Here is a 25,582-nt window from a genome sequence, read left to right on the forward strand (position 1 = left end):
CACGCACACGACGAAGGAGGAGAACGTGTCCAAGGGCAAGAAGGGGAAGGCCGGCCTCCCGCTGGTCTACAAGCCGGTCGGGTTCGCTCTCGGCTGGGCGAGCGGTGCCCTCGCGGGGGTCGCCTTCCGCCGGACGTGGAAGGCGATCCGACACGAGGACAACGCACCCGACGCACTGGACAAGGACCGCGGTTGGGGCGAGATAGTGCTCGCGGCGGCCGTCCAGGGCGCGCTCTTCGCCGTGGCCCGCAGCGTGGCGGACCGCGCGGGGGCGAAGGCGATCGAGCGGTCCACGGGTTCGTGGCCGGCCACGACGAAGGGCGGCCGGGACTGAGTCCCGCGCCGCCGCGCGGCCACGCGCCGTCTCAGCCCCGCTTCGGCGCCGTGGCCCTCGTCAGACAGAGGGTGAAGGAGTGCCCGGCGGGATCGGCGTAGCCGCGTTCCTCGAACGGCCCCGCCGCGTCCTTGGCCTCCAGCGGACGGCCGCCCAGGCCGACCACCCTGCGCTCGGCCTCGTCCAGGTCGTCGACCATGAAGTCCAGATGGACCTGGAGGGAGTTCTCGGGGCGGGGCCAGCTCGGCGGGGTGGCGTTCGCGTCGCGGCGGAACGCCAGCCGCAGCCCGTCCGGGCTCCGTATCTCCACCCGGTTCGCGGTGGCGTCGGTCTCCTCGGCGCCGAGCAGTTGCTGATAGAACACGGCGAGCTTCTCGGGCTCGGCGCAGTCCAGGACCACGACGCCCGCCACGACCGGTGACATGCTTCCTCCCTATGTGCCCAGGGCGGGCGACCCCGCCCGTATCCCTCTCCGGATATCCCCCTCCTGCGCATTCAGTCGGCCCGGGCCGCACTGCCCGGAGACGTCCGGGTAATTCCAAGACACCTGTCCAGGTATGCTGGACACCTGTCCATGTGAGTTGTCTTCGGGGTGGGGTCGGTCGTCGATGGAGATCGTGGCGAACGTGCTGGTGGGGCTCGTGGCCCTGCTGCATGCGTACATCCTTGTGATGGAGATGTTCCTCTGGGAGAAGAAGCCCGGGCGCGGGCTGCACGGGTTCGCGCCGGAGATGGCGAGTGCCACCGCGCCGATGGCCGCCAACCAGGGCCTGTACAACGGGTTTCTGGCGGCCGGTCTGGTGTGGGGGCTCGTGGCCGGTGACCCGACCGGATTCCGGGTACAGGTGTTCTTCCTGGCCTGCGTGGTGATCGCGGGCGTGTTCGGGGCCGTCACCGCCAACCGGCGGATCCTGGTCGCCCAGGCGCTGCCCGGTGCGCTCGCTCTGGCCGCCGTGCTCGTGGCGCGATGACCGCGGCGGAGCCGGCGGACCCCCGGGCCTCCCGCACCCGTGCACGACTACGGGAGGCCCTGCTGCGGGAGTGCGCCGAGCGCCCGCTGGAGGAGATCGGCGTCGCCGCCCTGGTGCGCCGGGCCGGGGTCGGACGTGCCACGTTCTATGTGCACTACGCGGACCTGGAGGCACTGGCCGTCGACGCCTGCGCCGATGTCGTACGGGAGGCCGTGGACGCGCTGCACGCCTGGCGCGGCCGACCGGACCCGGTACACGCCCCGGCGGCACTCCATGACTTCTTCGCCGGGCTCGCCCCGCACGCCGCCCTCTACCGGACGCTGCTCACGCCGGGCGGCGGCGGCCCGCTCGGCCGTGTCCTGCATCGGGATCTGCGCGCCCGCAGCCTCGCCGAGCGTGAACTCGCGGGTGCCGCGGACGCGCCCCTGGTGGCGTCCGCGGTGGCCGCCTCCTTCGCGGGCGTGCTGGCGGACTGGCTGCACGACCTGATCGAGGCGACGCCGCGTCAGATCGCCGACCAGTCCTGGCAGTTGCTGGTCGCCCTGCATCGCAGCCGGTGAGCGGCACCTTCCTCAGCGGGCCGCCTGGAAGGTGCGGCGGTACGCCTGCGGGGAGACACCGATCGCCGCGTGCAGATGCTGGCGCAGCGAGGCCCCCGTGGCGAAGCCGACCTCGCCGGCGATCTGATCCACCGACAGATCGGTCGACTCCAGCAGATGACGGGCGCGGGCGACCCGCTGCTGGATGAGCCAGCGGCCGGGGCTCAGGCCCACCTCCTCCTGGAAGCGGCGGGCGAAGGTGCGCAGGCTCATCCCGGCGCGCCGGGCCAGATCGGCCAGCGCGAGCGGCTCATCGAGGTGTTCGAGGGCCCAGGCGCGGGCCGCGGCCGTGCTCGCCGCCCCCTGCTGGGGAATCGGCTGCTCGATGTACTGCGCCTGCCCGCCGTCCCGGAACGGCGGCACCACACACCGCCGGGCCACCGCGTTGGCCAGCGCGCTGCCGTGGTCCGTGCGCACGATGTGCAGACAGACATCGATCCCGGAGGCGGCTCCGGCGGAGGTGAGGAGCCGTCCGTCGTCGACGAAGAGCACGTCCGGGTCGAGGTCGACCTGCGGGAAGCTCCGGCGGAACTGGTCGACGACCTGCCAGTGGGTGGTCGCCTTCCGGCCGTCGAGCAGGCCGGCCGCCGCGAGCACGAAGGCCGCCGTGCAGATCGAGACGATACGGGCGTCCGGACGGATTCGCGCGAGAGCCGCGGCGACGTCCTCCGGGAGGTCCGGGGTGATGTACGAGGGCGCGACGGACGCGACCACGACGGTGTCGGCCGTGGCCAGAACCTCCGGCCCGTGCTCCACGGTGATCGAGAAGTCCGCGTTGCTGCGCACCGGCCGCCCGTCGACCGAACAGGTCAGCACCTCGTAGCGCCCGTCGGCCGCGCCGAAGATCCGGCTGGGGATGCCCAGCTCGAAGGGGTAGACGCCGTCGAGCGCCAGGACCACGACTCGTTCCACATGCCGCATGGCAGGATTCTATCGAAGCTTGGCAATCATGCCATTTCCCCGGCGGGCGCGCACCGGCACGCTGGGACACCATGAGCACTGTGAACACGATGCGCGCCATCGGTCAGGACGTCCTCGGCGGTCCCGAGGTCCTCAGGGAAGTCCGGCTGGAGCGCCCCTCTCCGCGACCCAACGAGGTGCTGGTCCGGGTACGCGCGGCCGGGGTCAACCCGACCGACTGGAAGCACCGCGCCACCGGCGGATTCCTCGGCGAGCCGCCGTTCGTCCTCGGCTGGGACGTCTCCGGCGTGATCGAGGAGACCGGACTCGGCGTCGCCCTCTTCAAGCCCGGGGACGAGGTCTTCGGCATGCTGCCCTACCCCTACGGCCACGGTTCGCACGCCGAGTACGTCACCGTCCCGGCGCGCGCCCTCGTCCACAAGCCCTCGGTCATCGACCACACCCAGGCCGGCGCGCTTCCGCTGGTCTCGCTGACCGCCTGGCAGGCCCTGGTCGAGACGGCGGACCTGCGGCCGGGCCAGCGGGTGCTGATCCACGCGGCCGCCGGCGGCGTCGGACATGTGGCCGTGCAGATCGCCAAGGCGCGCGGCGCGCATGTCATCGGAACGGCCAGCGCGGGCAAGCACGACTTCCTGCGGGAACTGGGCGCGGACGAGCTGATCGACTACCGGGAGACGGACTTCGCGGAGGCGGCGCGGGACGTCGACGTCGTCCTCGACACGATCGGCGGTGACTACGTCCAGCGCTCGCTGCACACCCTGCGCCCGGGCGGAATCCTGGTCACCATCCTGCCCGCGGGATCGAAGGAACTGCCCGTGGCGGCCGAGAAGTTGGGGGTGCGCGCGACCGAGATGCTCGTCGACGCCGACCACCACGGGATGCGGGCCATCGCCGGGCTCGTCGAGGAGGGCAGGCTGCGGGCCACCATCGCCGGGACGTTCCCGCTGGCCGAGGCCGCCAAGGCGCACGAGATCGGCGACGCCGGCCGGACCACGGGCAAGCTGGTCCTGCTGGTTGACTGACGGCTCCTCAGCTGCACGCCCAATAGGGAAGACATATGTCAACCGAACATGCTGAAATTCGCTCCATCGAGGTAACTTGCAGAGTGAACAATGCACTTGGGTCCACTCCTGCCCAGGAGCCGGTGGAGGCGATGTCGACGTGCAGCACGGCCCCGCACCGCTCCCCCGGTCCCTGCGCATCCACCGGGACCGCGGTCATCTGGTGATCGAGTTCCACGGTGAGATCGATGTCGCCGCGGCACTCGAGATCACCCCGTTCCTGGACGCCGCGACGGGCCGCCGGGCACCGAAGGTCGTCATCGACCTTCGACCGGTGGAGTTCTTCGACTGCTCGGGGCTGCGTCTGCTCTTCCGCGCCCGACGCCGGGTGCTCGCACAGGGCGGCGCGCTGCACCTCGTCTGCACCCATCCGCTGACGCTGCGCATTCTGCACCTCACCCGGCTCGCCGAGGTGCTGCCGCCGGCGGCGTCGCTGGACGAGGTGCTCGGCCGGTCGGAGGTCACCGGGACGTTGGAGATCAACTGATCCGGTGGGGGCGCGGAAGGCGTCCGGTCCGGGACGAGTGAAGGGGCGGGACCCGTCGACGGGTCCCGCCCCTTCATGTGCCGTCCGTGATCAGTACCGGACGGGCCTGCGTGCGATGCGGCGCAGCAGCACCAGACCCGCGATGACGAGCACCGCTCCGCCCGCGGCCGGCCACAGGTTGGCACCGGTCTCGGCCAGTCCGCCCGTGACCGCCTGGGGCTCGGTCTGCGGCGGGGCGGTCGGGGCGTACCCGCCCGCGGCGGAAGGCTGCGCGGCCGCCGAGGGCTGCGCGGCGCCCGACCCGCTGTGGCTGTCGTCCGAGGTGCCCTGCGGCGCGGCGGACGTCTCACCATGGGCCGCCGAGGCCGATGCGAAGACCCGCGGGATGCCACCAGCCTGGCCACCGCCCGACCCCGTACCGGCACCCGAGGTTCCCGTGGTGCCTGTCGTCGGCTGCGCCGTCTGGCCGCCGCCGGACCCGGCCCCGGCCCCGGAGTGGTCACCGGCCGAGGACCCCGAACCCGCGTTGCCGCCCGCCGAGGAACCGGCACCCGCACCCGAGTTGCCGCCGGACGAGGAGCCCTGACCCGAACCCGCGTTGCCGCCCGACGAAGAACCCTGACCCGAACCCGAGTTGCCACCGGACGAGGAGCCCTGACCCGAACCCGCGTTACCGCCCGACGAAGAACCCTGACCCGAACCCGCGTTACCGCCCGACGAAGAACCCTGACCCGAACCCGCGTTACCGCCCGACGAAGAACCCTGACCCGAACCCGCGTTGCCACCGGACGAGGAACCCTGACCGGAACCCGTGTTGCCACCGGACGAGGAACCCTGACCGGAACCCGTGTTGCCACCGGACGAAGGGGCGGAGGGCGGTGGCGTGTTCTGCGACGAGTCACCGGCCCCGCCGCCGCACTGGCGGCCGTTGTTGATGCAGTCGACGACCTGGCCCATCAGCTCGTCGGTCATGACGTTGATGAAGTCGTCGTGGTCGGTGACCGGCTTGTGCAGCTGCTCGGGGAAGCCGTCCACCGCGTAGGGGTTCTTCACCTGGCCGTTCTCGATGACCGGCGGCGGAACGTCGTACACCAGGCGCATCGTGAGCTGCGGGATCGCCTTGAAGCCGTTCTGACAGTTGCCGTTGGCATCGGCGAAGGCGACATGGGTGCGGTGGTTGGCGCTGTCGATGTTCTGACCGTCCCAGCAGCTCTGGAAGGCGAACGAACGCACCACGCTGCTCCCGGAGGGGCAGATCGGGTACTTGTCGGTCAGCTGGCGGTCCTCGAAACCGGTGCAGCTCCAGTGGGAGTTGGCGTTCGCCGGACCGTTGGTGAACGCCTTGGCGTCACCGGTGATGATCCGCAGGAACCTCGGCATCGCGACGACCTTGCTCGTCGGGCTGCCGACGAACGTGATCTGGGCCTTCTTGGCCACCAGGATCTTGCCGATGTTGCCTTCCTTGCCGCCGCCGTCGTTGTTCTGGTCGAAGTCCTGCGTGCCGTCCTGCACTCGCAGCACCGGCCAGTAGTACGAGGACTTGTCCTGCTGGTTCTCGCAGCTCGTCTGGGCCGCCGCGAACGTGTCGTTGGTGGCGAAGGCGTCGTTCGACTGGTTGCCGACGTAGTCGTGCAGATGGTGAGCGCCGTTCTTGACGCCCGGCGCCACGATCACGTTGTCCGTGTTGTGGTCGCCGTTGGCGTTGACACCGCACTTGGTGACGAAGGCGCCGGTCGAGGCGCCGCCCTGCTGAGCGGGCTTCTGGGCGTTCGGCTGCACGCTTCGGATGTCCACGAAGTCAGAGGCGACGGGGCCGCTGGCGGCCTGCCCACCGTTGCCCTGCTGCTGACCGTTCTGGCCGCTGCCGTTCTGCCCGGTGCCGTTCTGCCCGGTGCCGTTCTGGCCCGTGCCACTCTGGTCGCCGCCGTTCTGACCGGTGCCGTCCTGGCCGGTGCCACTCTGCCCGCCGGCCGGAGGCTGTCCCTGGTCGGCGGGGACCCCGGTGCACGGGGCCATGCCGTCGATCGCGCCGGGAGCGGTGGCACCCGCCTGCTGGTAGTCGGCCTTGATCCGGTCGATCACCGCGGCGCGCTTGTCCTTGAGCGGGCCGAGGATCGCGTTCTGGACGTAGCTCCCGTCGTCCGTCTGCGCCTGGCGCGTCGAGGCAAGCCGTTCGTACGCGTCGGTGATCTGCTTGTCGAGGGTGGCCAGATCCGTGTCGACCTGCTGCTTCGCCTTGGCCGGCGTCTGGGTCAACTGCTGGCCGACGTCCGGGCAGTCGAGGGTGACGGTGCGCGACGCCAGGGTCTGGTCGCCGCCGCTCTGGCCGGACGTACCGCCCCAGCCGCCTTCGCTCGCCGAGGCGTAGACGTTCGCCGCTACCAGTCCCCCTCCTCCCATGATCAGCGCGACTGCTGCGAAAGTCGCGCGCCGTGCGCCGGTCGGGCGTCTGCGCGAATTGCGTCTCAAGGGAGTACTCCTACACGTCGTGGAGCCTGGCACATCGTGGGGCCTGGCACGAAAATCCCCTCCCCTGTACGCAGCCGGGCCCGGGCGTGTTCAAACGCATCACGAATTCACAGTCAGCTCATATGACTTCGCGATGCCGACGTGCGTCTCCTCCCTATTCGTCCCGGGTCGCTTCGAACAGAGTGCTGACGGACTCGCCGTTGTGCATGCGGCGCACGGCCTCGGCCAGGGCGGGGGCGATGGACAGGACGCGCAGCTTCTCGGTGCGTTCCGCGACCGCGACCGGCACCGTGTTCGTCGGACCCCGCGCCGCCCGGTGAAACGGGTCGGCGTCCCTCGGGTGTCCCCCGGTATGAGACGAAGCCCCATGGACGCAGTACCCGGAGCAGACGCGGTGCGCAGTCGCCCTACGGCCATCACGGTGTCGGCGGAAAGCCGTCCGTACGCAGGACCGAGGGCCGCGGCCTTCGGCTGTTTCAAACGCCCGACTCCGCGTTCCGGCACGGCATATGGCGGGAAACCGGCGAGAAGAAGGGAGGACTGTCGACATGACGACGTCCACGAAGCAGAGGCCCGAGCCGACGCCCGTGCAGCGGCGGACGCCCGGCTGGGCCAAGGCGGTCATCGCCCTCGTCGCGGTGCTCGCGGTGCTGTTCGCCGGACTGCGGCTGAGTGTGCTGCCGGGACTGCGTGATCTGTTCGGCACGGACACGCACGACCGGTCGGGGCCCGCGCTGCTCGCGTCCATCCAGGACATGAGCCGCTACGAGGCCGCCTCCGGCAACTTCCAGGTCGTTGTGGACCTGGAGAAGGACTCCAGGTTCCTGCCGTCCGCGATCCGCGGGACCCGCACGCTGTACGTGGGCGCGGGCACCGTCGACGCGTACGTCGACCTCGGCAAGGTCGGCAAGCAGGACGTGACGGTCAACGGCGACCGGACGTCCGCCACCCTCCGGCTGCCGCACGCGGCGCTGGGCAAGCCCACGCTCGACGCCGACCGCTCCTACGCCGTCTCCAAACAGCGGGGCCTGCTGGACCGGATCGGCGACCTCTTCTCGGACAATCCCAACAGCGAACGCGCCGTGCAGCAGCTCGCGGTCCGGCACATCGGCGACGCCGCCAAGGACAGCGAGCTGACCCAGCGCGCCGAGGCGAACACCACCAGCATGCTGGACGGTCTGCTCAAATCCCTCGGCTTCAAGGAGGTGAAGGTGTCCTACGGCACCTGAGGGGTCCGCACGGCGGGGGCGCCCGTCAGCCGGTCAGGATCCCGGGCAGCGCCAGCGCCCCGAGCAGGACCGTGCCCACCAGGAACCAGGCCACGTAGTCCCCGATGTGCCCGGACTGCAGCCGCCGCAGCGGCAGTGTCCACGGCCGTGCGCCGAACAGTTCCGGGCGGCTGACGGCGAGCGCCGCCAGGGCGAGGGCGAGCGCCGTGGAGGCCAGCCCGAGCAGGACACCGGCCGCGGTCCAGTGCGGGGTGGCGAGCGCCCCGCCGGACCCGGCCTCGTTCACCGAGCGCGCCACGGCCCCGGCGAAGCCCGGTACGGCTCCCACGGCGAGCGAGCCGGCGAGCAGCAGTCCGGGCACGGCCGTCATGGTGTCCGGGATCCGGCTCAACCGGTGCCGGGTCTCGGGCTCCTCGCCGGTCCCGGTGGTCTCGTACGCGGACCCGACGCGCGGCGGCCGCCCCAGTCCGTAGAAGACCCCTGCGGCGACCCGGAGCACCGCGCCGCCCGTGACCGCTGACACGAGGACGTACACCACGGTCAGCGGTCCGCCCACCGCCTCCTCGACGACCGCCTTGCCGAGAGCGATGCCGAACGGTGGCAGTCCGGCCAGCGCCAGTCCGCCGAGCACGAACATCACCGCGACCCCGCGCAGCGGCCGGGCGCGCCCGTGCAGCGCGTGTTCGTCGACCGAGCCGAACCGGTCCAGCAGCAGGCCGGTGCAGGCGAACAGGGCGGCCTTCGCACCGGCGTGGCCGAGGAGGTACAGCGCGACCCCGTCGTCGGCGTCGGGCAGCAGGGAGCCGATGCCGACGAGGAACAGGCCCATATGGGCGATGGTCGAGCAGGCCAGCAGCCGTTTCACATGGCGCTGGTACCAGCACATCAGGGCACCGATCACGCCCGTCAGGACACCCAGCACGGTGAGCGCGCGCTCGAAGTCGGCCGCCGGGATCCCGCCCGGTCCGGAGAAGACGGTGCCGTAGACGCGCCATATCCCGTAGGCGCCGAGTTCGACCATGACACCGGACAGCAGCATGCACACCGGGGTGGGTGCGACCGCGTGCGCGTCGGGCAGCCAGAAGTGGAACGGCAGGGCGGCGGCCTTCACCAGCAGCCCGGTCAGCACGAGCACGAAGGCGGCGAGGGTCAGGGCGTCCGGTCCGCCGTGGGTGTCCAGGGCCCGGCCGATATGGATCATGGACAGTTCGCCGGTGCGCGCGTAGAGCAGCCCGATGCCCATGAGCATGGCGTAGGCGCCGAGCGAGTTGATCACACCGAAGGTCAGGGCGCCCTGGACGGCCTTCGCCTCCTCGACGCGGTAGCCGGTCAGGGCGTAGGCGGCGGCGCCCATCAGCTCGAAGAAGACGAACGCGTTGAACAGGTCGCCCGTGATCGCGAAGCCGCACATGCCGCCCTGGAACAGCAGCATGAGGGCCGGGTAGGAACCGGCGTGCCTGCGGGGCGGTTCCTCGAAGTAGCGCCAGGAGTAAGCGAGGGCGGCCAGGGTCAGCAGGGAGGCCAGCGCGGCCAGGCCGAGCCCCGGGCCGTTGCCGATGAGGACGATCCCGACACTCACACCGTTGTGCGGCGTCCACGCTCCGACCCATTCGGTGAGCGGCGGTGAGGAGTTGAGACACAGCAGGATCGCGAGGGCCGCGGTCCCGGCCGAGACGGCGCAGCCGAGGCTCTCGGCGGCGAGGCGCGGCAGCCGGCGCCCGCACACGATCAGCAGGCCGGCACCGAGCAGCGGCGCGGCCACCAGCAAGGGCAGCAGATGGTTCATCAGCCGCGCAGCTCCCGCAGTGCGTCCGGGTCGACCGTGCCGTGGCGCTTGGAGACCTGCATGACGAGGGCGAGCAGCAGGGCCGTGACGGTGGCACCGACGACGACATCGGTGAGGGTGAGGGCCTGCACCACCGGGTCCACGACCGGGCGCGAGCCGGGCTTGATGTCGGAGTACACCGGCGCGGTCCCGCCGGCGCGGTAGCCGACGGCCAGCAGCAGGACATAGGTGGCGGACTGGCAGACGGCGAGGCAGCCGACCGCGTGGATGAGGTTGCGGCTGGTGGCAAGGCCGTAACAGCCGGTCAGAAAGATCCACACGGCGACGAGGTACGGCAGTACGGTCATCGTTTCGTGTCGTCCTCCTTGTCGTGCTCGTGGCCGTCCTCGATCTCGACGGCCTGGTCGAGGAAGCGGGCGAGCAGGACGACGACCGCGCAGGCGACCTCCATCCCGATGGCGGCGTTGAGCAGCGGCACCGTCCCGCCGGACGAAAGCATGTTGAAGGTGCCGTACGGAAGCAGGGTGTTGGCGAGGAAGGACGTGCCGGCGAGGACGCCCGCGAGTCCCGTGACCAGGTAGGCGCATGCGGCGAGAGCGTCGCCGACCTCGAACAGGCCGAGCGGCCGGATGCGTTCCAGGGCGCGGTAGTCGGCGCCGAGGTAGAGCAGATGCAGGGCGGTCGCCGCGACGACTCCGCCCTGGAAGCCGCCGCCGGGGCTGAGCTGGCCATGGGCGATCACATAGAGGCCGCAGACCAGAGCCACGGGCAGGACGACAAGTGCGTACCGGCGGACGGGGGGCGCGGCCTCCTCCGGGTCCGGTCGGCCGCGCTTCTCGTCGCGGGTCTGCCGCAGCAGCACGACGGTGCCGAGGACGGAGGCGAACAGGATGCTCATCTCGCCGAGCGTGTCGAAGGCACGCTGGTCGAAGTTGACGGAGGCGATCGTGTTGGCGGTGTTCCGGGCGAGCGAGGCGCGCACGGCCCGGTCGCCGTAGGGGTGCCGGTCGCCGCCGAAGTCCGGCAGGCCGAGGCACGCGGCGACGAGCAGGGCCGCCAGGCCGGTGCCGCCGAGGGCCAGCAGGACCATGCGCAGGCGCCGGGTCATCGCGCCCTCTCCTTCCCGTCCTTCTGCCTGCGTCTGATCTTGCGCACCGAGAGCATGATCAGGAGCGGGGTCACCGCGGAGCCCACGGCGAGCTGGGACAGGCCCACGTCGGGGGCCTGTGCGACGGTGAACAGCAGGGCGAGGCAGACGCCGAGCAGAGCCAGGACGAGGGCCTGGCGCACGGGGTCGCGCACGGCGACGGCCGCGGTCGCCACGGCGGCGACCAGCAGCAGGACGACGACGATCAGCGGGTCATCCACGCCGGCTCTCCGTGAATCCGCCGGACAGCGCCCGGGAGGCCACGAGATTGCCGCCGATCAGCAGCGCCCCGATGACCAGCAGCTTGACCATGGCCCGCCCGGGGCCGGTGACGGCGCACAGGACCAGCACCACCACGGCCCCGTAGCCGGCGACGACGAACGTGACGGTCCGGGCGTGCGGCGGGTCGGCGGCGAGGTCGTCGGCGAGCAGCCGGGCGAAGACGAGGGTGCCGACCGGGCCGAGCAGGGCGAGGAGCAGGGCGAGATCGATGTACGCCGGGCGTTCGTAGCCCTGGGCGAGCAGAAGCAGTCCCGGGGCGGTCACCGCGCTGGACATGTTCTGGGCGACGACGCGCCGGCGCAGCGGCCCGGTGGCGACGCCCCACACGGTGGTGCCGACGCCCACGCCGAGCGCGACGGTGGCCGTCCAGGTCCAGCCGTTCACCGTGCGCTCACCGCCCGTCGTGCGGCGCATGCCGCGATCGCGCAGACCAGTGCGGCGGAGGTCCCCACGACCCACTCCAGGGTGTACACGGTGCTGATGAGGACGAGCCAGAGCAGAGTGAGGGCGGCCCACCAGCCGAGCACTTCGAGGGTGGCCCCGAGTGCCGTACGCGCGGTCATGCTCCACCTCCGCCCACCTTTTCCTCCAGAAATGTCCGCCATGCCATCCAAGCACCGCGCCGCTCCCGGAAAGCGACGGCGCGCTCGGTGGCTGCTGCCCGGAGTGCCCCGCCCGCGAGACGGGAAACCGCCTGCGGCACACCTGGGGCGCATCGGGTCAACCGCCCCTCCGGGCCCGGCGCGACCGGGTATCAGCGAATCCATCGGGGGTAACAGGGCCTAGCCGGAGGGAACTTGCATTTAGGAGGGTGAGATGGCACGTACAGTGTCGGGCGCGCGCACCGCGAAGGTCGGCCGCAGCCGGACCACGGGATCGCGAAAGGAGCGGCGACCGCTCCCGCTCCCCGTCCGGCTGCTGGTCATGGCGCTCGCCTTTGTGGCAATGGTGGCCTTCGCGGCGGCACTGGCCCGGATGACCCTGGAGCCGTCACCCGCCTCCCGGGCCCTGGTCCACAGCAACCTGCACCCGGGCCGTTCACTGCGCGCCTATCTGGAGCAGCCCGCGGCACGCGACGCCGTCAAGCAGATCGGCGGGAACATCCTGCTCGGTGTGCCGTTCGGGATCCTGCTGCCGGTGCTTGCGCCCGGCACCCGGGGCATCGTGCGCGTGGGCATCGTGACCGCGGTGGTGATGCTGCTGGTCGAGCTGGCTCAGGGCGCGCTCGTCACCGGCCGTGCGTTCGACATCGATGACGTCATCCTCAACACGACGGGCGCGCTGCTCGGTTATCTGCTGCTCGGACGACGGCTGGGGCGCGCCGTGCACGCGCGAGTGCGACGGCGCGGCGACACGGACCGGGAGAAGAAGAACTGACCAGCGGCATCCGCCCTACGTCTACGGCGGGGGCACGCACACTCGACGTGAGCACCCATCAGCAGATGTCACATGATTAGTCCGGACCAAGGTCTTGACGACCCCTTACCTCACCTCTTGAATCAAGAACTGAACCAACACGCCGCTTCCGGCGCGCCCGGCATTCCCGGCCGCACCGGCCACCCCCACCCCAGTCGGCCACCCGTGTCCGGGCGGCCGTACGGAAAGGCAGCGTCATGGACTCCCCACGCCTGCTGCGCAGATGTCTCCTCGCCGCGCTCTCCGCCGTACTCGCCGCGTCCGCCTTCACACCGGCGGCCCACGCGGCCCCACAGGCGGCGGACGCGACTGTCTTCTCCGACGACTTCGACGGCCCGGCCGGTGCCGCCGTCGACTCGTCCAAGTGGCAGATCGAGACCGGCGACAACGTCAACAACCACGAGCGGGAGTACTACACGTCGGGCAACAAGAACGCGGCGCTGGACGGCCAGGGACATCTGGTGATCACGGCCCGCCGCGAGAACCCGGCGAACTACCAGTGCTGGTACGGCACCTGCCAGTACACGTCGGCCCGGCTCAACACCTCGGGCAAGTTCGCGGCGCAGTACGGCCATGTCGAGGCCCGGATGAAGATTCCGCGCGGACAGGGCATGTGGCCGGCGTTCTGGATGCTGGGCAACGACATCGGGCAGGTCGGCTGGCCCAACAGCGGTGAGATCGACGTGATGGAGAACGTCGGCTTCGAGCCGGGGACCGTCCACGGGACCATCCACGGGCCCGGCTACTCGGGCTCCGCCGGTATAGGCGCCGGCTACTCCCTGCCGAACGGCCAGGCGTTCGCGGACGCGTTCCACACCTTCGCCGTGGACTGGGCACCCGACTCGATCACCTGGTCCGTGGACGGCACGGTCTACGAGCGGCGCACCCCGGCCGATCTGGGCGGCAAGACCTGGGTGTTCAACAAGCCCTTCTTCCTCATTCTCAACCTCGCCGTCGGCGGCTACTGGCCGGGTGACCCGGACGGCTCCACCACGTTCCCCCAGCAACTCGTCGTGGACTCGGTGAAGGTGACGACGAGCGACACCTCCGGCGGCACCGGTGTCCCGATCACCGGGCTCGCGGGCAAGTGCGCGGACGTGGCGGGCGCGAACCCGGCCAACGGCACCCCGGTCCAGCTCTACGACTGCAACGGCACGGCCGCCCAGAAGTGGACGGTGGGATCGGACGGCACCCTGCGGGCGCTCGGCAAGTGCCTGGACGTGGTCGGCAACGGGACGGCGGACGGCTCCAAGGTCCAGCTGTGGGACTGCACCGGCGGCCCCAACCAGAAGTGGACGGTCACCGCGGCCCACGACATCGTCAATCCCCAGGCGAACAAGTGCCTGGACGTGACCGACAACAACTCCGCGAACGGCACCCGGCTGCAGATCTGGTCCTGCTCCGGGGGCGCCAACCAGAAGTGGACGGTCGGCTGATCCGTCGTCGGTTCGTACGACGGGAGCCGTGGACGTACCCGACGGCGGGTTTCGATGGGACCGCCGAGGCCCGCCGTACGGGTGCGTCGCGGCACGGGACCGGGCCTGCCGGTGGTACTCAGTGGCGGTAGTGGTGCGGCGTCCAGGTCAGCTTGTCGCCGCCCACCCATCGGACCACGTCGGGATCGTCGACGTCATGGATCGGGATGCCGGCCTCCGCGGCGACCGCCAGCACGTCGGTGAGCGACCTCGCCTCGGCGACCACCTGGCCGTCGATCTCCACGATTCGGAACGGCGGATTGCCCGGCTGGACTCCGAGCACCATGATCCGCGGATGGGAGATGTGGGGGCTCGCGATTTCGGTCATGCATAGAGCGTAGAGCGCCCCGGGAGTCGGAGCGCTCCGGACGGTGTCCGCGGTGCGTCCGCCGTGCGAGCCGGGTGCCCGTGGGCAAGGCTGGGGGGTGAGGAGGTGCCGATGGGTCCCGTCGCAGCGCTGGACCGGATCGCGTTCCTGCTGGAGCGCGCCGGTGCGCCGACCTATCGCGTACGGGCGTTTCGCACCGCGGCCTCCGTGCTGTCCGCGCTGGGCGAGGACGAGGTCGCCGAGCGGGCGGCGGCCGGGACGCTGGAGGCACTCCGCGGGATCGGCCCGAAGACCGCCCAGGTGGTGCGGGAGGCACTGGCCGGGCGGGCCCCCGGCTATCTGGAGCAGCTGGAGCGGGAGAGCGAGACACCGCTGGCCCAGGGCGGCGAGCGGCTGCGGGCGCTGCTGCGCGGCGACTGCCATCTGCACTCCGACTGGTCGGACGGCGGCAGCCCGATCGAGGACATGGGCAGGGCGGCCGCGCGGCTCGGTCATGAGTGGGCGGTGCTCACCGACCACTCCCCCCGGCTCACCGTGGCCCGTGGGCTGTCCGCCGAGCGGCTGCGCGAGCAGTTGGAGGTGGTCGCCGCGCTCAATGCGCAGTGGGCACCGTTCCGGCTGCTCACCGGTATCGAGTGCGACATACTCGACGACGGCGCGCTGGACCAGGAGCCGGAGCTGCTGGACCGGCTGGACGTCGTGGTGGTCTCGGTGCACTCGAAGCTGCGGATGGACGCCCGCTCGATGACGCGCCGGATGATCGCCGCCGTCCGCAATCCGCGGGCCGACGTGCTGGGCCACTGCACGGGACGGCTGGTCACCGGCCGCGGACGGCCCGAGTCGGAGTTCGACGCGGACGCGGTGTTCGCCGCGTGCGCCGAGTCCGGTACGGCCGTGGAGATCAACAGCCGGCCCGAGCGGCTCGACCCGCCTCGCCGGCTGCTGCGGCAGGCCGTGGACGCGGGCGTGCTGTTCTCGATCGACACCGACGCGCACGCGCCCGGTCAGCTCGACTGGCAGATCCACGGCTGTGCCCGGGCCGAGGAGTGCGGGGTGCCCGCCGAGCGTGTGATCACCACCTGGACCGCCGACGAGCTGCTGGCCTGGGCCCGGGAGCGGACGGTGCCCTCGCGCGTGTGACGGGCATGTCCCGTGGTACCCGAGCCCGTACGCGAGGGAGGAAGATCCATCATGGGACGGGCGGCCGTGTTCGACGTGGACGGGACCCTTGTCGACACCAATCATCTCCATGTCACGACGTGGTGGGAGGCGTTTCGGCAGGCGGGCCACCAGGTGTCGATGCATGCGATCCACCGGTCGGTGGGCCTCGGGTCGGAGGACCTGATCGCCCATCTTCTGGGCGGCCGGGACCGGGACGAGGTCGACCTGCTGGTCGCCGCGCACACGGCCCTGTACGGGACGTACTTCGACCGTCTGCCGCCGCTGAAGGACGCCGGGCGGCTGTTGCGGCGCCTCGACCACGACGGCTGGAACGTCGTCCTGGCCACGTCGGCGAGCGGCCGGGAGCTGTCGGCGCTGCGCCGGGCGATCGGGGCGGACGACGCCATCGCGGCGACGGCGAGCTCCGACGACGTGCGGGCCGGGAAGCCGGCACCCGAGCCCGTCGAGCACGCCCTTGAGCTCGCCGGGGTGCCGCCGGAGTCGGCGGTGTTCGTGGGCGACACCGTCTGGGACATGCGGGCGGGCACCCGGGCCGGGGTGACCTGCGTCGGTCTGCTGTCGGGCGGCATTCCGGAGGCGGATCTACGGGAGGCGGGTGCCCGTTCCGTCTTCCGGGATCCGGCACATCTGCTGGCCAGACTGGGCGACAGTCCGCTGGCGCCGGACGCGTAGCTCCGAGGCACGTACCACCGACGAGTGCGCAAGGTGACGTAGATCACGTATGGGTCGCCAGTTTTCCGGAACACCGACCGGTAGTTTCCCGTTGAACCAGCCGTGGGAGCGGACGGGACAGTGTCCCCGGGCCTCAACTCCAGCTCACAGGGACGATCGTTCGGCTGAAGCCCTGTGGAGCCTTTCGCCGAGAGGCGACCGCCGTGCGCCCCCACCACAGTCGGCCCCGACCGCGATCCCCCCGTCCGGTCGGGGCTCTTTTCTGCCCGGGACGGGACAGGGGCGTTCGCCCTGGGCCGGACGAGAGGGCCGGGGCCGGTTCCGGTTTGACTTCGAGCGCGCTCCAATTCGTAGCGTGCGACGTATGAGCACTGCACAGCACAGAATCGGGTCGGGCTTCGGCGCCAGGAGCACCACGAAGGACGTCCTGGACGGAATCGACCTCTCCGGCAAGCTCGCGCTCGTGACCGGCGGCTACTCCGGGCTCGGCCTGGAGACCACGCGAGCCCTGACCGAGGCGGGTGCCCGGGTCGTCGTCCCGGCGCGGCGCCGTGCCGCCGCCGAGGCCGCGCTGTCCGGATTCGAGCGCGTGGAGGTGGACGAACTGGACCTCGGTGACCTCGCCGGCGTGCGCGCTTTCGCCGAACGCTTCCTCGCCTCCGGTCGCACCCTCGATCTCGTGATCAACAACGCCGCCGTCATGGCCTGCCCCGAGACCCGGGTGGGCCCCGGCTGGGAGGCCCAGTTCGCCACCAACCACCTGGGGCACTACGCGCTCGTCAACCACCTGTGGCCGGCCATCGAGCCGGGCGGGGCCCGGGTCGTGTCCGTGTCGTCCGCCGGTCACCACCGCTCCCCGATCCGCTGGGACGACCCGCACTGGGAGCAGGGCTACGACAAGTGGGAGGCGTACGGCCAGGCCAAGACCGCGAACGTCCTGTTCGCGGTGCACCTGGACCGGCTCGGCAGGGACCGTGGCGTGCGCGCCTTCTCCCTGCACCCCGGCGGCATCCTCACCCCGCTGCAGCGTCACCTCAGCCGCGAGGAGATGGTCGAGCGCGGCTGGATCGACGAGACCGGCGCCCTGGTGGACCCCGACGCCTTCAAGACCCCCGAGCAGGGAGCGGCCACCCAGGTGTGGGCCGCGACCTCACCCCGGCTCGCCGGGATGGGCGGGGTGTACTGCGAGGACTGTGACATCGCGGAGCCCGCGCCGGCGGACGGCGGTCGCGGTGGAGTCAAGGCCTGGGCGACGGACCCGGAGCAGGCCGCGCGCCTGTGGGCCTTGTCGGCGGAACTGACCGGCGTCGACGCGTTCGCGTCCCGCGCGTGAGACGACGGACGGGGCCGGCCGCACTGCGGCCGGTCCCGTCCGTTTCCGGTGCTGCCCGCGTGGGGCGGGTCAGTCGGAAGGCTCTTCCGGGACGGGGTGGTCGGTGGGGGCCCTGTCCTCGTCGGTGTCGGGTGCGTCCTTCGCGGACTCGGCGGTGTCCGGCGGGTGGGCGCGGCCGTGCCTGCCGGCGCGGATGTCCCACGGGTCCTCCACCGTGCTGGCCTGCTGGTCCGGCATGTCCCGCGGGATCCGACGGGCGCGCTCGCCGGGACCCTGAGGCCGTTGTTCGGTCACGGCGCTCACTCCGTTCCTCGCTCGCCTGGCTGACGGGGCCCGCGAGCGGGAAGCGGGCCCCTTCCGGGCCAGGCCCGGGTACCCCGGCAGGCATCGGCAAAACGGCGGCCGACGCCCCGGGAGACGGCGGTCAGCGGGGCGTTCGTTCCTCCAGCGCCGTCCGCCAGGTCGGCCATCGTCCCTCGTCCGCCGGCTCCGCACGCCGTCCGCCGCGGGCGAAGAAGTCCGCGAGCGGCAGGATCGCCGCCCCGACCGTCACCGCGTCGGGACCGAGCCTGCCCATGTCGAGGGAGACCCGCTCGGCCGGATACCGCAGGGCGTAGGCCATGGCGTGCCGGCGCACCGAGGACAGAAAGCGGGAACCGAGCTGCAACCCCGCCCAGCCGCCGATGAGGATCCGCTCGGGCTGGAAGAGGTTGATCAGGTCGGACAGGCCCGCGCCCAGGTACTCGGCGGTCTCCTCCAGGACGGCGAGCGCCACCGGGTCCGCCTCGGTGCCCTCGGGCGGGTAGGCGGCGGCCAGCAGGGAGGTCAGCGCCGTCTCCTCGTCGGTGTGCTCGGGCGGCCTGCCGCCCTGCTCGCGCCAGCGGTCGATGAGAGCCTCCGCACCCGCGTACGCCTCCAGGCAGCCGAGAGCCCCGCAGCGGCACCGCCGCCCCCTCACCCGTACCGTCAGATGACCCCATTCCACGGCCTGCCCGCTGCCGCCCTCCTCGGTGACCAGGCAGGCCCCCACGCCGGAGCCGAAGAGGACCACGACCGCGCTGTGGGCGCCGCGCCCGGCGCCGAACCACATCTCGGCCTGGCCGAGGGTCCTGGCCCCGTTGTCGATGAAGTACGGCACGGATTCCGGGAGTCGGCAGGTGGAACGGAGCAGGGACTCCACCGGTACGGCGTCCCAGCCGATGGTCTGGCCGTGCACGACTGCGCCCTGCTCGGGGGTACGGGCCACGATGCCGGGTACGCCGATGCCGACGCCGAGGAGCCGTTCGGGGGCGATGTCTGCGGCGGCCAGGACCTCCGCGATGCCGTCGCGGATGTGCCCGACGACGACCTCGACGTCGTACCGCTGATGCTCCAACGGCCTGTCAGTCCGGGCGAGTTCGGTGAGGGCCAGGTCGAACAGCTCGACGCGGACCCTGGTTTCGCCGACATCGACGCCGATCATGTGCCCGCTGGCGGGCGCGACACGCAGCAGCGTGCGCGGGCGGCCGCCGTCGGAGTCGACGCTGCCGGCCTCCTCCACCAGTCCGTCCGCGACCAGTTCGGCGACCACGTTGCTGATGGAGCCGGAACTGAGGCCGGTCACCGGGCCCAGTTCGAACCGGCTCATCGGGCCGTCGAAGTACAACCGCCGCAGCACCTCGGCGCGATTGCCCCGGCGCAGGTCACGTACCGTGCGCCCGTTCCGCCCCGCCATGTGACTCCTTCCGGCCCTGCCCGGCCTGCACGATACCGTCGCGCCGCCCTCCGGGCGCCCCTTAACACGATCTTAAATCATGACCTAATTTAAGATGTGACAATCATGGGCCGATTTCGCCGTCCGAAATGCCGTGTCACCGGGGCTCGTCACGCGATGCGGGCCCCGGCGACACGTTCGGTTCGCTGATCAGCCGGCCGTGTACACGTCCTCCACGTAACGGCCGGATGCGATCAGCTCGTTGAGCCATCGCTCCGAGTCCTCGCCCGGCGCGCGCTCGGCGTGCAGCGCCCGGAACGCCGCGCGGACGCCGGGCGCCATACGGGACCCGTCGCCGCACACATAGACCCGGGCTCCGGCGTCGAGCAGCCGCCACACCTCGTCGGCCTCGGCCGCGATGCGGTGCTGGACGAAGGAGATGCCGTCGACGGGCGCCGCGCTGAAGGCGGGACGCAGCGAGACCGCGCCGGCGGCCTCGGCCGCGCGCAGTTCGTCGGCGTGCAGGAAGTCCGCGTCCGGCGCGTCGCAGCCGAAGTAGCAGACGCCGGGCGCGAGATGGGCGCCCTCGGCCAGCGCCCGGACGCGGTCCGCGACGGCGCCGCGGAACGGGGCGAGGCCGGTGCCCGCGGCGATCATGATCGTCGGGGCCGAGTGGTCCACGCGGAAGGCCTCGCGGCAGGGCTGGATCCGCGCCAGGACGGTGTCACCGCGCTGGACGGTGGCGAGATGGCCCGAGCCCACGCCCCGGTACGTACCGTTGCCGGACCGGGCCGGGGCCTGGAACAGCGAGACCATGAGGTCGATATGACCGGGGTCGGCGGCGGACGACGAGGACACCGAGTAGTGCCGGGGACGCAGCGGCGTGAGGACGTCGAGCAGCGTCGGCCAGTCCAGGGCGCCGCGCAGCGCGGGGTGGGCCTCGATCACCTCCAGGAGGGTACGCGGGTCGTCGGCGAGGGCGGCCAGACGCGCGCGTTCGGGCGGGCACGGGTTGGCCTCGGCCAGCGCGGTCAGTTGGGCCGGTGTGGGCCGCTCCTGCAACTCGACGTGGTGCGAAAGAAATTGACGTATCGTCAGGGGCCGGTCGACGGCAAGGCCGTCCCGGCGTGGGCGGGCCGCGCGGATGTCCAGCACGGTGTCCAGGTCCACGCCGAGCGCGTCGGCCGCCCGCTCGACGAGGGCCTTGTCGTTGACGGGGAGGACCGCCACATGGTCGCCGGTCCGGTAGGTCGTGCCCTCGGGCAGCGCAAGGCGCACGAACCGCTTCAGCCGGGGGTGGCCGGGAGCGGTCAGGTCGTGCGCGGCGGTGACGGCCATCGGGACGAGTTCGTGCCGCTCGGCGAGCGCGTCCAGGGGCCCGCCGGTGAGGGTCCGGACCTCGTAGGCCCGGGCGGGCTCCTCGGCCGCGGTGGTGGCGTCCGGGTCGCCGAACCGCTCCAGGAGGGCGGTGCGCAGCCGCGCGGTGAAGGCGCGCACGGCGCCGCCGAGGTCTCCGGAGGCGTCGGCCGCCTCGCGCTCCAGCAGGCGGGTGCCGCCGAGCTCCACCAGTCGTTCGTCGATCCGGACCGGGACCTGCTGGTAGGTGGCGGCCCAGGTGCGGTCGCCCACGCCGAGAACCGCGTAGGTGACGTCCGCCGCGCTCGAGGAGTCCGCGGACAGCCAGGCGGCGAAGGCGGTGGCGTCGTCCGTGGGCCGGCCGTTGTAGGAGGCGGCGGTGATCACGACGGGGCGGTCGGTGGGCAGTCCGGCCGCATAGGCGTCGAGGGGCGCGACCTCGGTCTCACAGCCCAGCGCGGCCGCCTCGTCGGCGAGTTGCGCGGCGAAGGCACGGCAGGTTCCGTAGTTGCTGCCGTGCAGGAAGAGGGCGTGGGTTCCGGGGCGCACCCGGGCGGGCAGGGCGGCGGCGTCGGCCGGGGACTCCAGGGCGGCGGGGACGGCGCCCGGCAGGGGCGCGTGCTCCCGGTCGGCTGCCGTGCGCGGGGTCAGGGTGAGGGTGAAGCCCTCGGGCTTGAGGGTGAGCGTCTCCTTGATCGTGAGCCGGTAGTCGGCGTGGTCGTTCAGGCGGTAGCGGTGCACCAGCAGGGCGAGCAGCATGGTCGCCTCATGCAGGGCGAACTGCCGTCCGATGCATGCGCGTTCACCGGTGCCGAAGGGCTTGAAGGCGTGCGGTGAGCGGGCCGCCTCCGCCTCGGGCGTGAAGCGGGAGGGGTCGAACAGCTCGGGGTTGTCGCCCCACAGCGGCTGCCGGTGCAGCATCGGCGCGACGACGGTGACGGCCTGTCCGGCGCGCACCGGGATGCGTCCGCCGAGCAGGGTGTCCTCGCGGGCCTCCCGGCTGAACGCCGCGGCGGTCGGCCACAGACGCAGTGCCTCGTTGAGCACCTGCCGGGTGTAGGTGAGCCTGCCCACCTCGTCGAACGTGGGCTCGGGGTCGGCGGTGCCGCCCCACAGGGCATCGGTCTCCCGCTGCACCAGTTGGAGCACGGCGGGGTCCTTGACGAGGTGGTGCAGGGCGAAGGACATCGCGCCGGACGTGGTCTCGTGCCCGGCGATCAGGAAGGTGATGACCTGGTTGCGGATGTTGGCGGTGTCGAGGGTCGTACCGTCGGCGGGGTGCCGGGCGGTGAGCATCAGGCCCAGCAGATCCTCCGCGTCGGTCTGCCCCGGGTCCGCCGTGCGCGCGGAGATGACGTCGTCGACGACCTCGGCCAGGTAGGCGGCGTCCGCACGGAAGGCCTCGTCCGCCGCCGTGGTGTCCTCGCCCGGCTTCCGGCTCAGCCGGGTCATGCTCCACTCCAGGCAGCGGACCATCGACGCGACGAAGGGGTGCGGCTCGTCCCGTTCGAAGGAGCCGAAGTCGTAGTCGAACCCGGCGAGCCCGATCGTGTCGAGGGTCATGCGCGTCATGTCGTCGGCGACGTCCACCGGACGGTGCTCCCGGCTCGCCCGGTCCCAGGAGTCGATCAGTCGGCGCGCGACGCGCACCATCACGGGGTGGTAGGTGCGCATCGAGCCCAGCGCGAAGGCGGGCATCAGGATGTCGTGGGCCTTGGCCCAGTTGGGTTCGTCGTTGTACGCCGTGAACAGGCCGTCGGCGGCGAACTCACGGACGTTCTCCAGCGCCGGCCCGACGGCCTTCGCGAACCGCGTCTCGTCGGCGAGCTCGGTGACCAGGTCGGGATCGCTCACGAACAGTGCGTCCCGTCCGTGCAGCCGGCGGACGAGCACCGGTCCGTGTCGGCGCATCAGCTCCATGATCTGCTGGACGGGATCGCGACGCGGGGCCTCGCCGGACACATCGACCACGGGGACGCCGTGCGAAGTGTGAAGGGGCTGCGGGGACACGGTGGGGGGCATGGGCGACAACTTCCTCTCGCCATAAGGGAGTACAGCTCCCAGTGAGGGAGTACTGCCCCCAGCCTGCGGGCCGGCCCAGTGCGGCCCGTGGCTCCGCACTACAGGAATCTGCAGTGGCGATCCGGGTGCCGCCCCTTGCGAAGTCGGCCCGGGTGCGCAAGGGGCGGGCCGAGCGCGTGACGACGGCGTGCCCCAGGGCCGACCGGTCGATCTCCGTGCCTGTCGAGCGGGTCTTGGAAGGCGGCCTCCAGGAGCCCGCCTAATATCCGGCCGTGGCGAAGACTTTTGAAGAGATCGTGGAGATGCAGCGGGCGGCGAGCGAGGCGGAGACGAAGGCGGCCGGGCTGCGGGAGCTGTACGGGCCGCCCACCGCGACGACGTGGACCAAGCGGCAGTCCGACTTGTACGAGACCGCGTTGCGGGCGTGGCGGGACCTCGACCGCGATCTTCAGGTCGAGATCGCCGAGTACGCGAAGGAGCACGGCAGGACGCGCAGCGACGTCGAGGCCGAGGCACGAACGCAGGCGGGCGTTCCGGAGGAGAACGCCTGACGGCTTCGCCGTGCGGGCCCGTCCTCAACCCCTGACCTGGGCGTCTATCGTTGCCCAGGCGGCTGGAAGGGGTGCGGATGGAGTCGGGGCAGGCGCCCGACGTCGTGTGGCGGAATCGGGCTCTGACGCTCTTCGACCGGATCCCGATACCGGTCGCGGTGTGCGATGTGTACGGGGCCGTCGTACTGGCCAATCCGGCGATGGCGGCCGAGTGGGGCGGCACGCCGGGGAGCCTGCGGGGCCGGAACGTACTGGACCTGTTCCGGCCACAGGAACCGACCCAGATCGAGCGCATCGCCCATGCGCTGCGGCTCCGGCACCGTTCGCGCTATCCGGTGTCCGTGTGCTGGGACGCGGCCGACGGCGTGCCGCGCCACGGCGAGCTGACCGCGGACCCGGTGAGCGACTCGGCCGAGGCGACGACCGCGCTGCTGGTCGTGGTGCGCGTACTGGGCGAGCGGCCCGCGACGCGGGAGTGCTCCCCGGCTCCGCAGGCGAGCCCCGCCGAGGCCCGGATCCTCGCCCTGCTCGCCGGGGGCGCGACCACGGCCCAGGCGGCGCGGGAGACCGGTCTCACCACCGACGGCGTCGCCTACCACCTGCGCCGCCTGTCCGAGCGCTGGGGCGCGGCGAACCGTACGGAGCTGGTGGCGCGCGCCTACGCACTGGGTGTTCTCGTTCCGGGCGCGTGGCCACCGGCGGCGGGCCGCTGAGGCACGGGCGCCTCCGTACGGATCACTCCGGGCAGCGCCCGCGCGACCGGCGCACCGAAGCGCGCCAGGCAGTGCCACACCTTCTTCAGGTCCTGCGGGTCGTACCGGCCCGTGCGCACGGCGTCACCGGTGATCCTCGGGTCGAGGTGTCCCCCCACGGCGATGTGCGCACCCGACTCGACGTACTGCGGACCGCGGAAGTCCGGATGGCGGCGCAACTCGGCGACGGAGAGCCGGTACCCGGGGTGCCGTTCCAGCGGGCAGGGGAGCCGGCGGCCTCGACGGGGGTGGCGCGGTAGCTCGCGTCCAGGACTTCAGGGCCTGCGCGTGCGGTACCGGCACGACAGGACCGTGCACATGCGCTTCGATGTAGTCGTCGAGGGCGTCCCGGTCGTCCGCCTCGGCGCGCTCGATCAGATCCATCCCCTGGCCACCCCGGAAGTGGACCGCTCGGCCGCACTGTCCGGGTAGCAGAACGTGGCCCACTCCAGCGTGTCGGCGGGTCAGCCGGAAGTGGGAGGAGCCGAAGCGTGGCGCCGCGCCCACCACCTGATGCCGGAGGTTCAGCGCCCCGTACACCAGTCGCGGGCGCGGTGTCGTACGCCCCGCCGAAGATCCGGCTCTTCCAGCGCCGGCGATCGCCGCCGGGCTGTGCGGTGAGCCCGCCGTTGCTTGTGCCGGTGACGAACTGCGAGCGGTAGGCGCCGTCCGCGGCCGGGGCCTCGAGGACCGGCCGTCGCCGGCGAGCCGGTCGGGATGGAAGTTGACTGCCAGCCGCAGCCCGCGGCCCACCACGGGCCCCAGCGGAGCGGGCGGCCACATGACGCGGGGCGCGCTCGGCCGCAGTGGTCGCGTTCGGGTCGCTTCGGAAATTCATTGGTTCCCCCCGATGCACCTTGTTAGTTTAGGCAAGAAACTACGGATCCTAGGTTCCAGGTCCGGCCTGGAGCAGGGCTCATGTTTTCCGGATTCAGCACCGTTCCGCAGAAGGACTCCCCCATGAGATCGCTCACCGACCAGGACATCCGCAGCTCGTTCGTCAACTGCTCGAAGGGAGAGGCGAAGCGGCTGGCGATCCCCCGTGACCTGGACGAACGCCCCTGGGACGACCTGGACTTCCTGGGCTGGCGGGACCCCGGGGCACCGGACCGCAGCTACCTCGTCACCGAGCGGGCCGGCCGGCTCGTCGGCATCGCGCTGCGCTTCCCGTCCTCGCAGCGCGGCTTCCTGCACCGGAGCATGTGCTCGCTCTGCCTGACCACGCACCCCGGCAACGGCGTCTCCCTGATGACCGCCCGTAAGGCGGGCGCGGCGGGGCGCGAGGGGAACTCGGTCGGGATCTACATGTGCACCGACCTCGCCTGCCCCCTGTACATACGCGGGAAGAAGGTGCCCGAGGCCGGCGGTCGCTTCGAGGAGACGCTCACCACGGAACAGCAGCTCGCCCGGATGACGGACAACCTGTCGGCCTTCCTGGACAAGCTGCACGCCTGACCGGGGCGGCGACAGCCACCCGCCGGCCGGCACGGCACCCCGCACATGGTGACGCTCCCCA

General features: G+C 71.8%; 27 protein-coding genes and 2 pseudogenes. 14 read left to right on the top strand and 15 right to left on the bottom strand.

The genetic code is table 11. From position 1 onward, the window contains the following. Positions 1 to 25 precede the first annotated feature (25 nt). Positions 26 to 334: a DUF4235 domain-containing protein gene (locus ACFY2Z_RS11865; protein WP_390744084.1), complete on the top strand. Its 309-nt coding sequence runs from the start codon at positions 26 to 28 to the stop codon at positions 332 to 334. 31 nt (positions 335 to 365) lie between these two features. Here the strand turns inward: ACFY2Z_RS11865 and ACFY2Z_RS11870 are convergent, their stop codons facing one another. After that, positions 366 to 758, bottom strand: a complete 393-nt coding sequence (locus ACFY2Z_RS11870; protein ID WP_390744021.1) for a VOC family protein — start codon at positions 756 to 758, stop codon at positions 366 to 368. A 184-nt stretch (positions 759 to 942) separates the two neighbouring features. On the opposite strand from ACFY2Z_RS11870, the gene ACFY2Z_RS11875 reads away from it, so the two are divergent. After that, positions 943 to 1,305, top strand: a complete 363-nt coding sequence (locus ACFY2Z_RS11875) for a DUF1304 domain-containing protein (protein ID WP_390744022.1) — start codon at positions 943 to 945, stop codon at positions 1,303 to 1,305. After that, a complete protein-coding gene (locus ACFY2Z_RS11880; protein ID WP_390744023.1) occupies positions 1,302 to 1,865 on the top strand; it encodes a TetR/AcrR family transcriptional regulator in 564 nt (187 codons plus the stop codon). Before ACFY2Z_RS11875 ends, ACFY2Z_RS11880 begins: the two co-directional genes overlap by 4 nt. 12 nt (positions 1,866 to 1,877) lie before the next feature. Here the strand turns inward: ACFY2Z_RS11880 and ACFY2Z_RS11885 are convergent, their stop codons facing one another. Beyond that, positions 1,878 to 2,825 (bottom strand): GlxA family transcriptional regulator, encoded by a 948-nt coding sequence (locus ACFY2Z_RS11885; protein ID WP_390744024.1) that lies wholly within the window; start codon positions 2,823 to 2,825, stop codon positions 1,878 to 1,880. 71 nt (positions 2,826 to 2,896) lie between these two features. Here ACFY2Z_RS11885 and ACFY2Z_RS11890 point away from each other — a divergent pair, with 71 nt between their 5' ends. Both ACFY2Z_RS11890 and ACFY2Z_RS11895 read left to right on the top strand, forming a co-directional pair. Further along, the gene (locus tag ACFY2Z_RS11890; RefSeq protein ID WP_390744025.1) at positions 2,897 to 3,847 is read left to right on the top strand and encodes an NADP-dependent oxidoreductase; all 951 of its coding nucleotides are present in this window, start codon (positions 2,897 to 2,899) and stop codon (positions 3,845 to 3,847) included. Between the two features lie 139 nt (positions 3,848 to 3,986). Next, positions 3,987 to 4,373, top strand: a complete 387-nt coding sequence (locus ACFY2Z_RS11895) for an anti-sigma factor antagonist (RefSeq protein WP_390744026.1) — start codon at positions 3,987 to 3,989, stop codon at positions 4,371 to 4,373. 90 nt (positions 4,374 to 4,463) lie between these two features. Here ACFY2Z_RS11895 and ACFY2Z_RS11900 read toward each other — a convergent pair whose 3' ends face one another. Continuing rightward, complete coding sequence (locus ACFY2Z_RS11900) at positions 4,464 to 6,842, bottom strand: DUF1996 domain-containing protein (RefSeq protein ID WP_390744027.1); 2,379 nt, start codon at positions 6,840 to 6,842, stop codon at positions 4,464 to 4,466. A gap of 154 nt (positions 6,843 to 6,996) precedes the next feature. Then, a pseudogene (locus ACFY2Z_RS11905) lies at positions 6,997 to 7,140 on the bottom strand (ribose-phosphate pyrophosphokinase); the annotation flags it as partial. 250 nt (positions 7,141 to 7,390) lie between these two features. On the opposite strand from ACFY2Z_RS11905, the gene ACFY2Z_RS11910 reads away from it, so the two are divergent. Further along, positions 7,391 to 8,071 carry a DUF4230 domain-containing protein gene (locus ACFY2Z_RS11910; RefSeq protein WP_390744028.1) on the top strand — a complete coding sequence of 227 codons (681 nt, stop codon included), beginning with the start codon at positions 7,391 to 7,393 and terminating at the stop codon, positions 8,069 to 8,071. Between the two features lie 25 nt (positions 8,072 to 8,096). Here the strand turns inward: ACFY2Z_RS11910 and ACFY2Z_RS11915 are convergent, their stop codons facing one another. Genes ACFY2Z_RS11915 through ACFY2Z_RS11940 form a run of 6 tightly spaced genes read right to left on the bottom strand, consistent with a single transcriptional unit; the run spans position 8,097 to position 11,849 of the window. Beyond that, the gene (locus ACFY2Z_RS11915) at positions 8,097 to 9,857 is read right to left on the bottom strand and encodes a complex I subunit 5 family protein (protein WP_390744029.1); all 1,761 of its coding nucleotides are present in this window, start codon (positions 9,855 to 9,857) and stop codon (positions 8,097 to 8,099) included. Continuing rightward, positions 9,857 to 10,204, bottom strand: a complete 348-nt coding sequence (locus ACFY2Z_RS11920; protein WP_355915840.1) for a sodium:proton antiporter — start codon at positions 10,202 to 10,204, stop codon at positions 9,857 to 9,859. Before ACFY2Z_RS11920 ends, ACFY2Z_RS11915 begins: the two co-directional genes overlap by 1 nt. Beyond that, positions 10,201 to 10,965 carry an MnhB domain-containing protein gene (locus ACFY2Z_RS11925; protein ID WP_390744030.1) on the bottom strand — a complete coding sequence of 255 codons (765 nt, stop codon included), beginning with the start codon at positions 10,963 to 10,965 and terminating at the stop codon, positions 10,201 to 10,203. Before ACFY2Z_RS11925 ends, ACFY2Z_RS11920 begins: the two co-directional genes overlap by 4 nt. After that, the gene (locus ACFY2Z_RS11930; protein ID WP_390744031.1) at positions 10,962 to 11,225 is read right to left on the bottom strand and encodes a Na(+)/H(+) antiporter subunit B; all 264 of its coding nucleotides are present in this window, start codon (positions 11,223 to 11,225) and stop codon (positions 10,962 to 10,964) included. Before ACFY2Z_RS11930 ends, ACFY2Z_RS11925 begins: the two co-directional genes overlap by 4 nt. Continuing rightward, a complete protein-coding gene (locus ACFY2Z_RS11935; RefSeq protein ID WP_390744085.1) occupies positions 11,218 to 11,670 on the bottom strand; it encodes a monovalent cation/H+ antiporter complex subunit F in 453 nt (150 codons plus the stop codon). The genes ACFY2Z_RS11930 and ACFY2Z_RS11935 overlap by 8 nt, the downstream gene beginning before the upstream one ends. Continuing rightward, complete coding sequence (locus tag ACFY2Z_RS11940; protein ID WP_390744032.1) at positions 11,667 to 11,849, bottom strand: hypothetical protein; 183 nt, start codon at positions 11,847 to 11,849, stop codon at positions 11,667 to 11,669. Before ACFY2Z_RS11940 ends, ACFY2Z_RS11935 begins: the two co-directional genes overlap by 4 nt. Positions 11,850 to 12,102: 253 nt before the next feature. On the opposite strand from ACFY2Z_RS11940, the gene ACFY2Z_RS11945 reads away from it, so the two are divergent. Both ACFY2Z_RS11945 and ACFY2Z_RS11950 read left to right on the top strand, forming a co-directional pair. Next, positions 12,103 to 12,663: a VanZ family protein gene (locus tag ACFY2Z_RS11945; protein WP_390744033.1), complete on the top strand. Its 561-nt coding sequence runs from the start codon at positions 12,103 to 12,105 to the stop codon at positions 12,661 to 12,663. 236 nt (positions 12,664 to 12,899) lie between these two features. Beyond that, positions 12,900 to 14,138, top strand: coding sequence for a ricin-type beta-trefoil lectin domain protein (locus tag ACFY2Z_RS11950; RefSeq protein ID WP_390744034.1), 1,239 nt, complete (start codon positions 12,900 to 12,902; stop codon positions 14,136 to 14,138). A gap of 118 nt (positions 14,139 to 14,256) precedes the next feature. Here the strand turns inward: ACFY2Z_RS11950 and ACFY2Z_RS11955 are convergent, their stop codons facing one another. Next, positions 14,257 to 14,505: a hypothetical protein gene (locus tag ACFY2Z_RS11955; RefSeq protein WP_390744035.1), complete on the bottom strand. Its 249-nt coding sequence runs from the start codon at positions 14,503 to 14,505 to the stop codon at positions 14,257 to 14,259. A 111-nt stretch (positions 14,506 to 14,616) separates the two neighbouring features. On the opposite strand from ACFY2Z_RS11955, the gene ACFY2Z_RS11960 reads away from it, so the two are divergent. The 3 genes from ACFY2Z_RS11960 to ACFY2Z_RS11970 all read left to right on the top strand — a co-directional run bounded on the left by ACFY2Z_RS11960 (position 14,617) and on the right by ACFY2Z_RS11970 (position 17,692). Continuing rightward, entirely contained in the window at positions 14,617 to 15,645 is a 1,029-nt protein-coding gene (locus tag ACFY2Z_RS11960; protein ID WP_390744036.1) for a PHP domain-containing protein, read from the top strand. Positions 15,646 to 15,696: 51 nt separating this feature from the next. After that, positions 15,697 to 16,359: an HAD family hydrolase gene (locus tag ACFY2Z_RS11965; protein ID WP_390744037.1), complete on the top strand. Its 663-nt coding sequence runs from the start codon at positions 15,697 to 15,699 to the stop codon at positions 16,357 to 16,359. A gap of 364 nt (positions 16,360 to 16,723) precedes the next feature. Continuing rightward, positions 16,724 to 17,692, top strand: a complete 969-nt coding sequence (locus tag ACFY2Z_RS11970) for an SDR family NAD(P)-dependent oxidoreductase (RefSeq protein WP_390744038.1) — start codon at positions 16,724 to 16,726, stop codon at positions 17,690 to 17,692. A 69-nt stretch (positions 17,693 to 17,761) separates the two neighbouring features. Here the strand turns inward: ACFY2Z_RS11970 and ACFY2Z_RS11975 are convergent, their stop codons facing one another. From ACFY2Z_RS11975 to ACFY2Z_RS11985, 3 genes are all read right to left on the bottom strand, one after another. Further along, positions 17,762 to 17,986: a hypothetical protein gene (locus ACFY2Z_RS11975; RefSeq protein ID WP_390744039.1), complete on the bottom strand. Its 225-nt coding sequence runs from the start codon at positions 17,984 to 17,986 to the stop codon at positions 17,762 to 17,764. Between the two features lie 130 nt (positions 17,987 to 18,116). Then, positions 18,117 to 19,406: an ROK family protein gene (locus ACFY2Z_RS11980; RefSeq protein ID WP_390744040.1), complete on the bottom strand. Its 1,290-nt coding sequence runs from the start codon at positions 19,404 to 19,406 to the stop codon at positions 18,117 to 18,119. A 189-nt stretch (positions 19,407 to 19,595) separates the two neighbouring features. Next, a complete protein-coding gene (locus tag ACFY2Z_RS11985) occupies positions 19,596 to 22,763 on the bottom strand; it encodes a cytochrome P450 (RefSeq protein WP_390744041.1) in 3,168 nt (1,055 codons plus the stop codon). A gap of 272 nt (positions 22,764 to 23,035) precedes the next feature. Here ACFY2Z_RS11985 and ACFY2Z_RS11990 point away from each other — a divergent pair, with 272 nt between their 5' ends. Both ACFY2Z_RS11990 and ACFY2Z_RS11995 read left to right on the top strand, forming a co-directional pair. Further along, complete coding sequence (locus ACFY2Z_RS11990; RefSeq protein WP_390744042.1) at positions 23,036 to 23,314, top strand: hypothetical protein; 279 nt, start codon at positions 23,036 to 23,038, stop codon at positions 23,312 to 23,314. Between the two features lie 77 nt (positions 23,315 to 23,391). Further along, on the top strand, positions 23,392 to 24,027 hold the full coding sequence (locus ACFY2Z_RS11995; protein WP_390744043.1) for a PAS domain-containing protein: 636 nt from the start codon (positions 23,392 to 23,394) through the stop codon (positions 24,025 to 24,027). Here ACFY2Z_RS11995 and ACFY2Z_RS12000 read toward each other — a convergent pair. After that, a pseudogene (locus ACFY2Z_RS12000) lies at positions 23,973 to 24,904 on the bottom strand (DUF3626 domain-containing protein). The gene ACFY2Z_RS11995 and the pseudogene ACFY2Z_RS12000 sit on opposite strands and share 55 nt — an antisense overlap. 122 nt (positions 24,905 to 25,026) lie before the next feature. On the opposite strand from ACFY2Z_RS12000, the gene ACFY2Z_RS12005 reads away from it, so the two are divergent. Then, positions 25,027 to 25,521 carry an FBP domain-containing protein gene (locus ACFY2Z_RS12005; RefSeq protein WP_390744044.1) on the top strand — a complete coding sequence of 165 codons (495 nt, stop codon included), beginning with the start codon at positions 25,027 to 25,029 and terminating at the stop codon, positions 25,519 to 25,521. Positions 25,522 to 25,582 lie beyond the last annotated feature (61 nt).

It is taken from the genome of Streptomyces sp. NPDC001222, assembly GCF_042896945.1.
Taxonomy (GTDB): Bacteria; Actinomycetota; Actinomycetes; order Streptomycetales; family Streptomycetaceae; genus Streptomyces; species Streptomyces gibsoniae.

What these genes read in the sequence shown, in the direction of transcription:
- ACFY2Z_RS11965 (WP_390744037.1), top strand. Translation starts at nt 15,697, where the DNA reads ATGGGACGGGCGGCCGTGTTCGACGTGGACGGGACCCTTGTCGACACC.
- ACFY2Z_RS11970 (WP_390744038.1), top strand. Translation starts at nt 16,724, where the DNA reads ATGAGCACTGCACAGCACAGAATCGGGTCGGGCTTCGGCGCCAGGAGC.
- ACFY2Z_RS11870 (WP_390744021.1), bottom strand. Translation starts at nt 758, where the DNA reads ATGTCACCGGTCGTGGCGGGCGTCGTGGTCCTGGACTGCGCCGAGCCC.
- ACFY2Z_RS11880 (WP_390744023.1), top strand. Translation starts at nt 1,302, where the DNA reads ATGACCGCGGCGGAGCCGGCGGACCCCCGGGCCTCCCGCACCCGTGCA.
- ACFY2Z_RS11950 (WP_390744034.1), top strand. Translation starts at nt 12,900, where the DNA reads ATGGACTCCCCACGCCTGCTGCGCAGATGTCTCCTCGCCGCGCTCTCC.
- ACFY2Z_RS11945 (WP_390744033.1), top strand. Translation starts at nt 12,103, where the DNA reads ATGGCACGTACAGTGTCGGGCGCGCGCACCGCGAAGGTCGGCCGCAGC.
- ACFY2Z_RS11915 (WP_390744029.1), bottom strand. Translation starts at nt 9,857, where the DNA reads ATGAACCATCTGCTGCCCTTGCTGGTGGCCGCGCCGCTGCTCGGTGCC.
- ACFY2Z_RS11910 (WP_390744028.1), top strand. Translation starts at nt 7,391, where the DNA reads ATGACGACGTCCACGAAGCAGAGGCCCGAGCCGACGCCCGTGCAGCGG.
- ACFY2Z_RS11875 (WP_390744022.1), top strand. Translation starts at nt 943, where the DNA reads ATGGAGATCGTGGCGAACGTGCTGGTGGGGCTCGTGGCCCTGCTGCAT.
- ACFY2Z_RS11960 (WP_390744036.1), top strand. Translation starts at nt 14,617, where the DNA reads ATGGGTCCCGTCGCAGCGCTGGACCGGATCGCGTTCCTGCTGGAGCGC.
- ACFY2Z_RS11925 (WP_390744030.1), bottom strand. Translation starts at nt 10,965, where the DNA reads ATGACCCGGCGCCTGCGCATGGTCCTGCTGGCCCTCGGCGGCACCGGC.
- ACFY2Z_RS11980 (WP_390744040.1), bottom strand. Translation starts at nt 19,406, where the DNA reads ATGGCGGGGCGGAACGGGCGCACGGTACGTGACCTGCGCCGGGGCAAT.
- ACFY2Z_RS11940 (WP_390744032.1), bottom strand. Translation starts at nt 11,849, where the DNA reads ATGACCGCGCGTACGGCACTCGGGGCCACCCTCGAAGTGCTCGGCTGG.
- ACFY2Z_RS11890 (WP_390744025.1), top strand. Translation starts at nt 2,897, where the DNA reads ATGAGCACTGTGAACACGATGCGCGCCATCGGTCAGGACGTCCTCGGC.
- ACFY2Z_RS11920 (WP_355915840.1), bottom strand. Translation starts at nt 10,204, where the DNA reads ATGACCGTACTGCCGTACCTCGTCGCCGTGTGGATCTTTCTGACCGGC.
- ACFY2Z_RS11955 (WP_390744035.1), bottom strand. Translation starts at nt 14,505, where the DNA reads ATGACCGAAATCGCGAGCCCCCACATCTCCCATCCGCGGATCATGGTG.
- ACFY2Z_RS11985 (WP_390744041.1), bottom strand. Translation starts at nt 22,763, where the DNA reads ATGCCCCCCACCGTGTCCCCGCAGCCCCTTCACACTTCGCACGGCGTC.
- ACFY2Z_RS11885 (WP_390744024.1), bottom strand. Translation starts at nt 2,825, where the DNA reads ATGCGGCATGTGGAACGAGTCGTGGTCCTGGCGCTCGACGGCGTCTAC.
- ACFY2Z_RS12005 (WP_390744044.1), top strand. Translation starts at nt 25,027, where the DNA reads ATGAGATCGCTCACCGACCAGGACATCCGCAGCTCGTTCGTCAACTGC.
- ACFY2Z_RS11995 (WP_390744043.1), top strand. Translation starts at nt 23,392, where the DNA reads ATGGAGTCGGGGCAGGCGCCCGACGTCGTGTGGCGGAATCGGGCTCTG.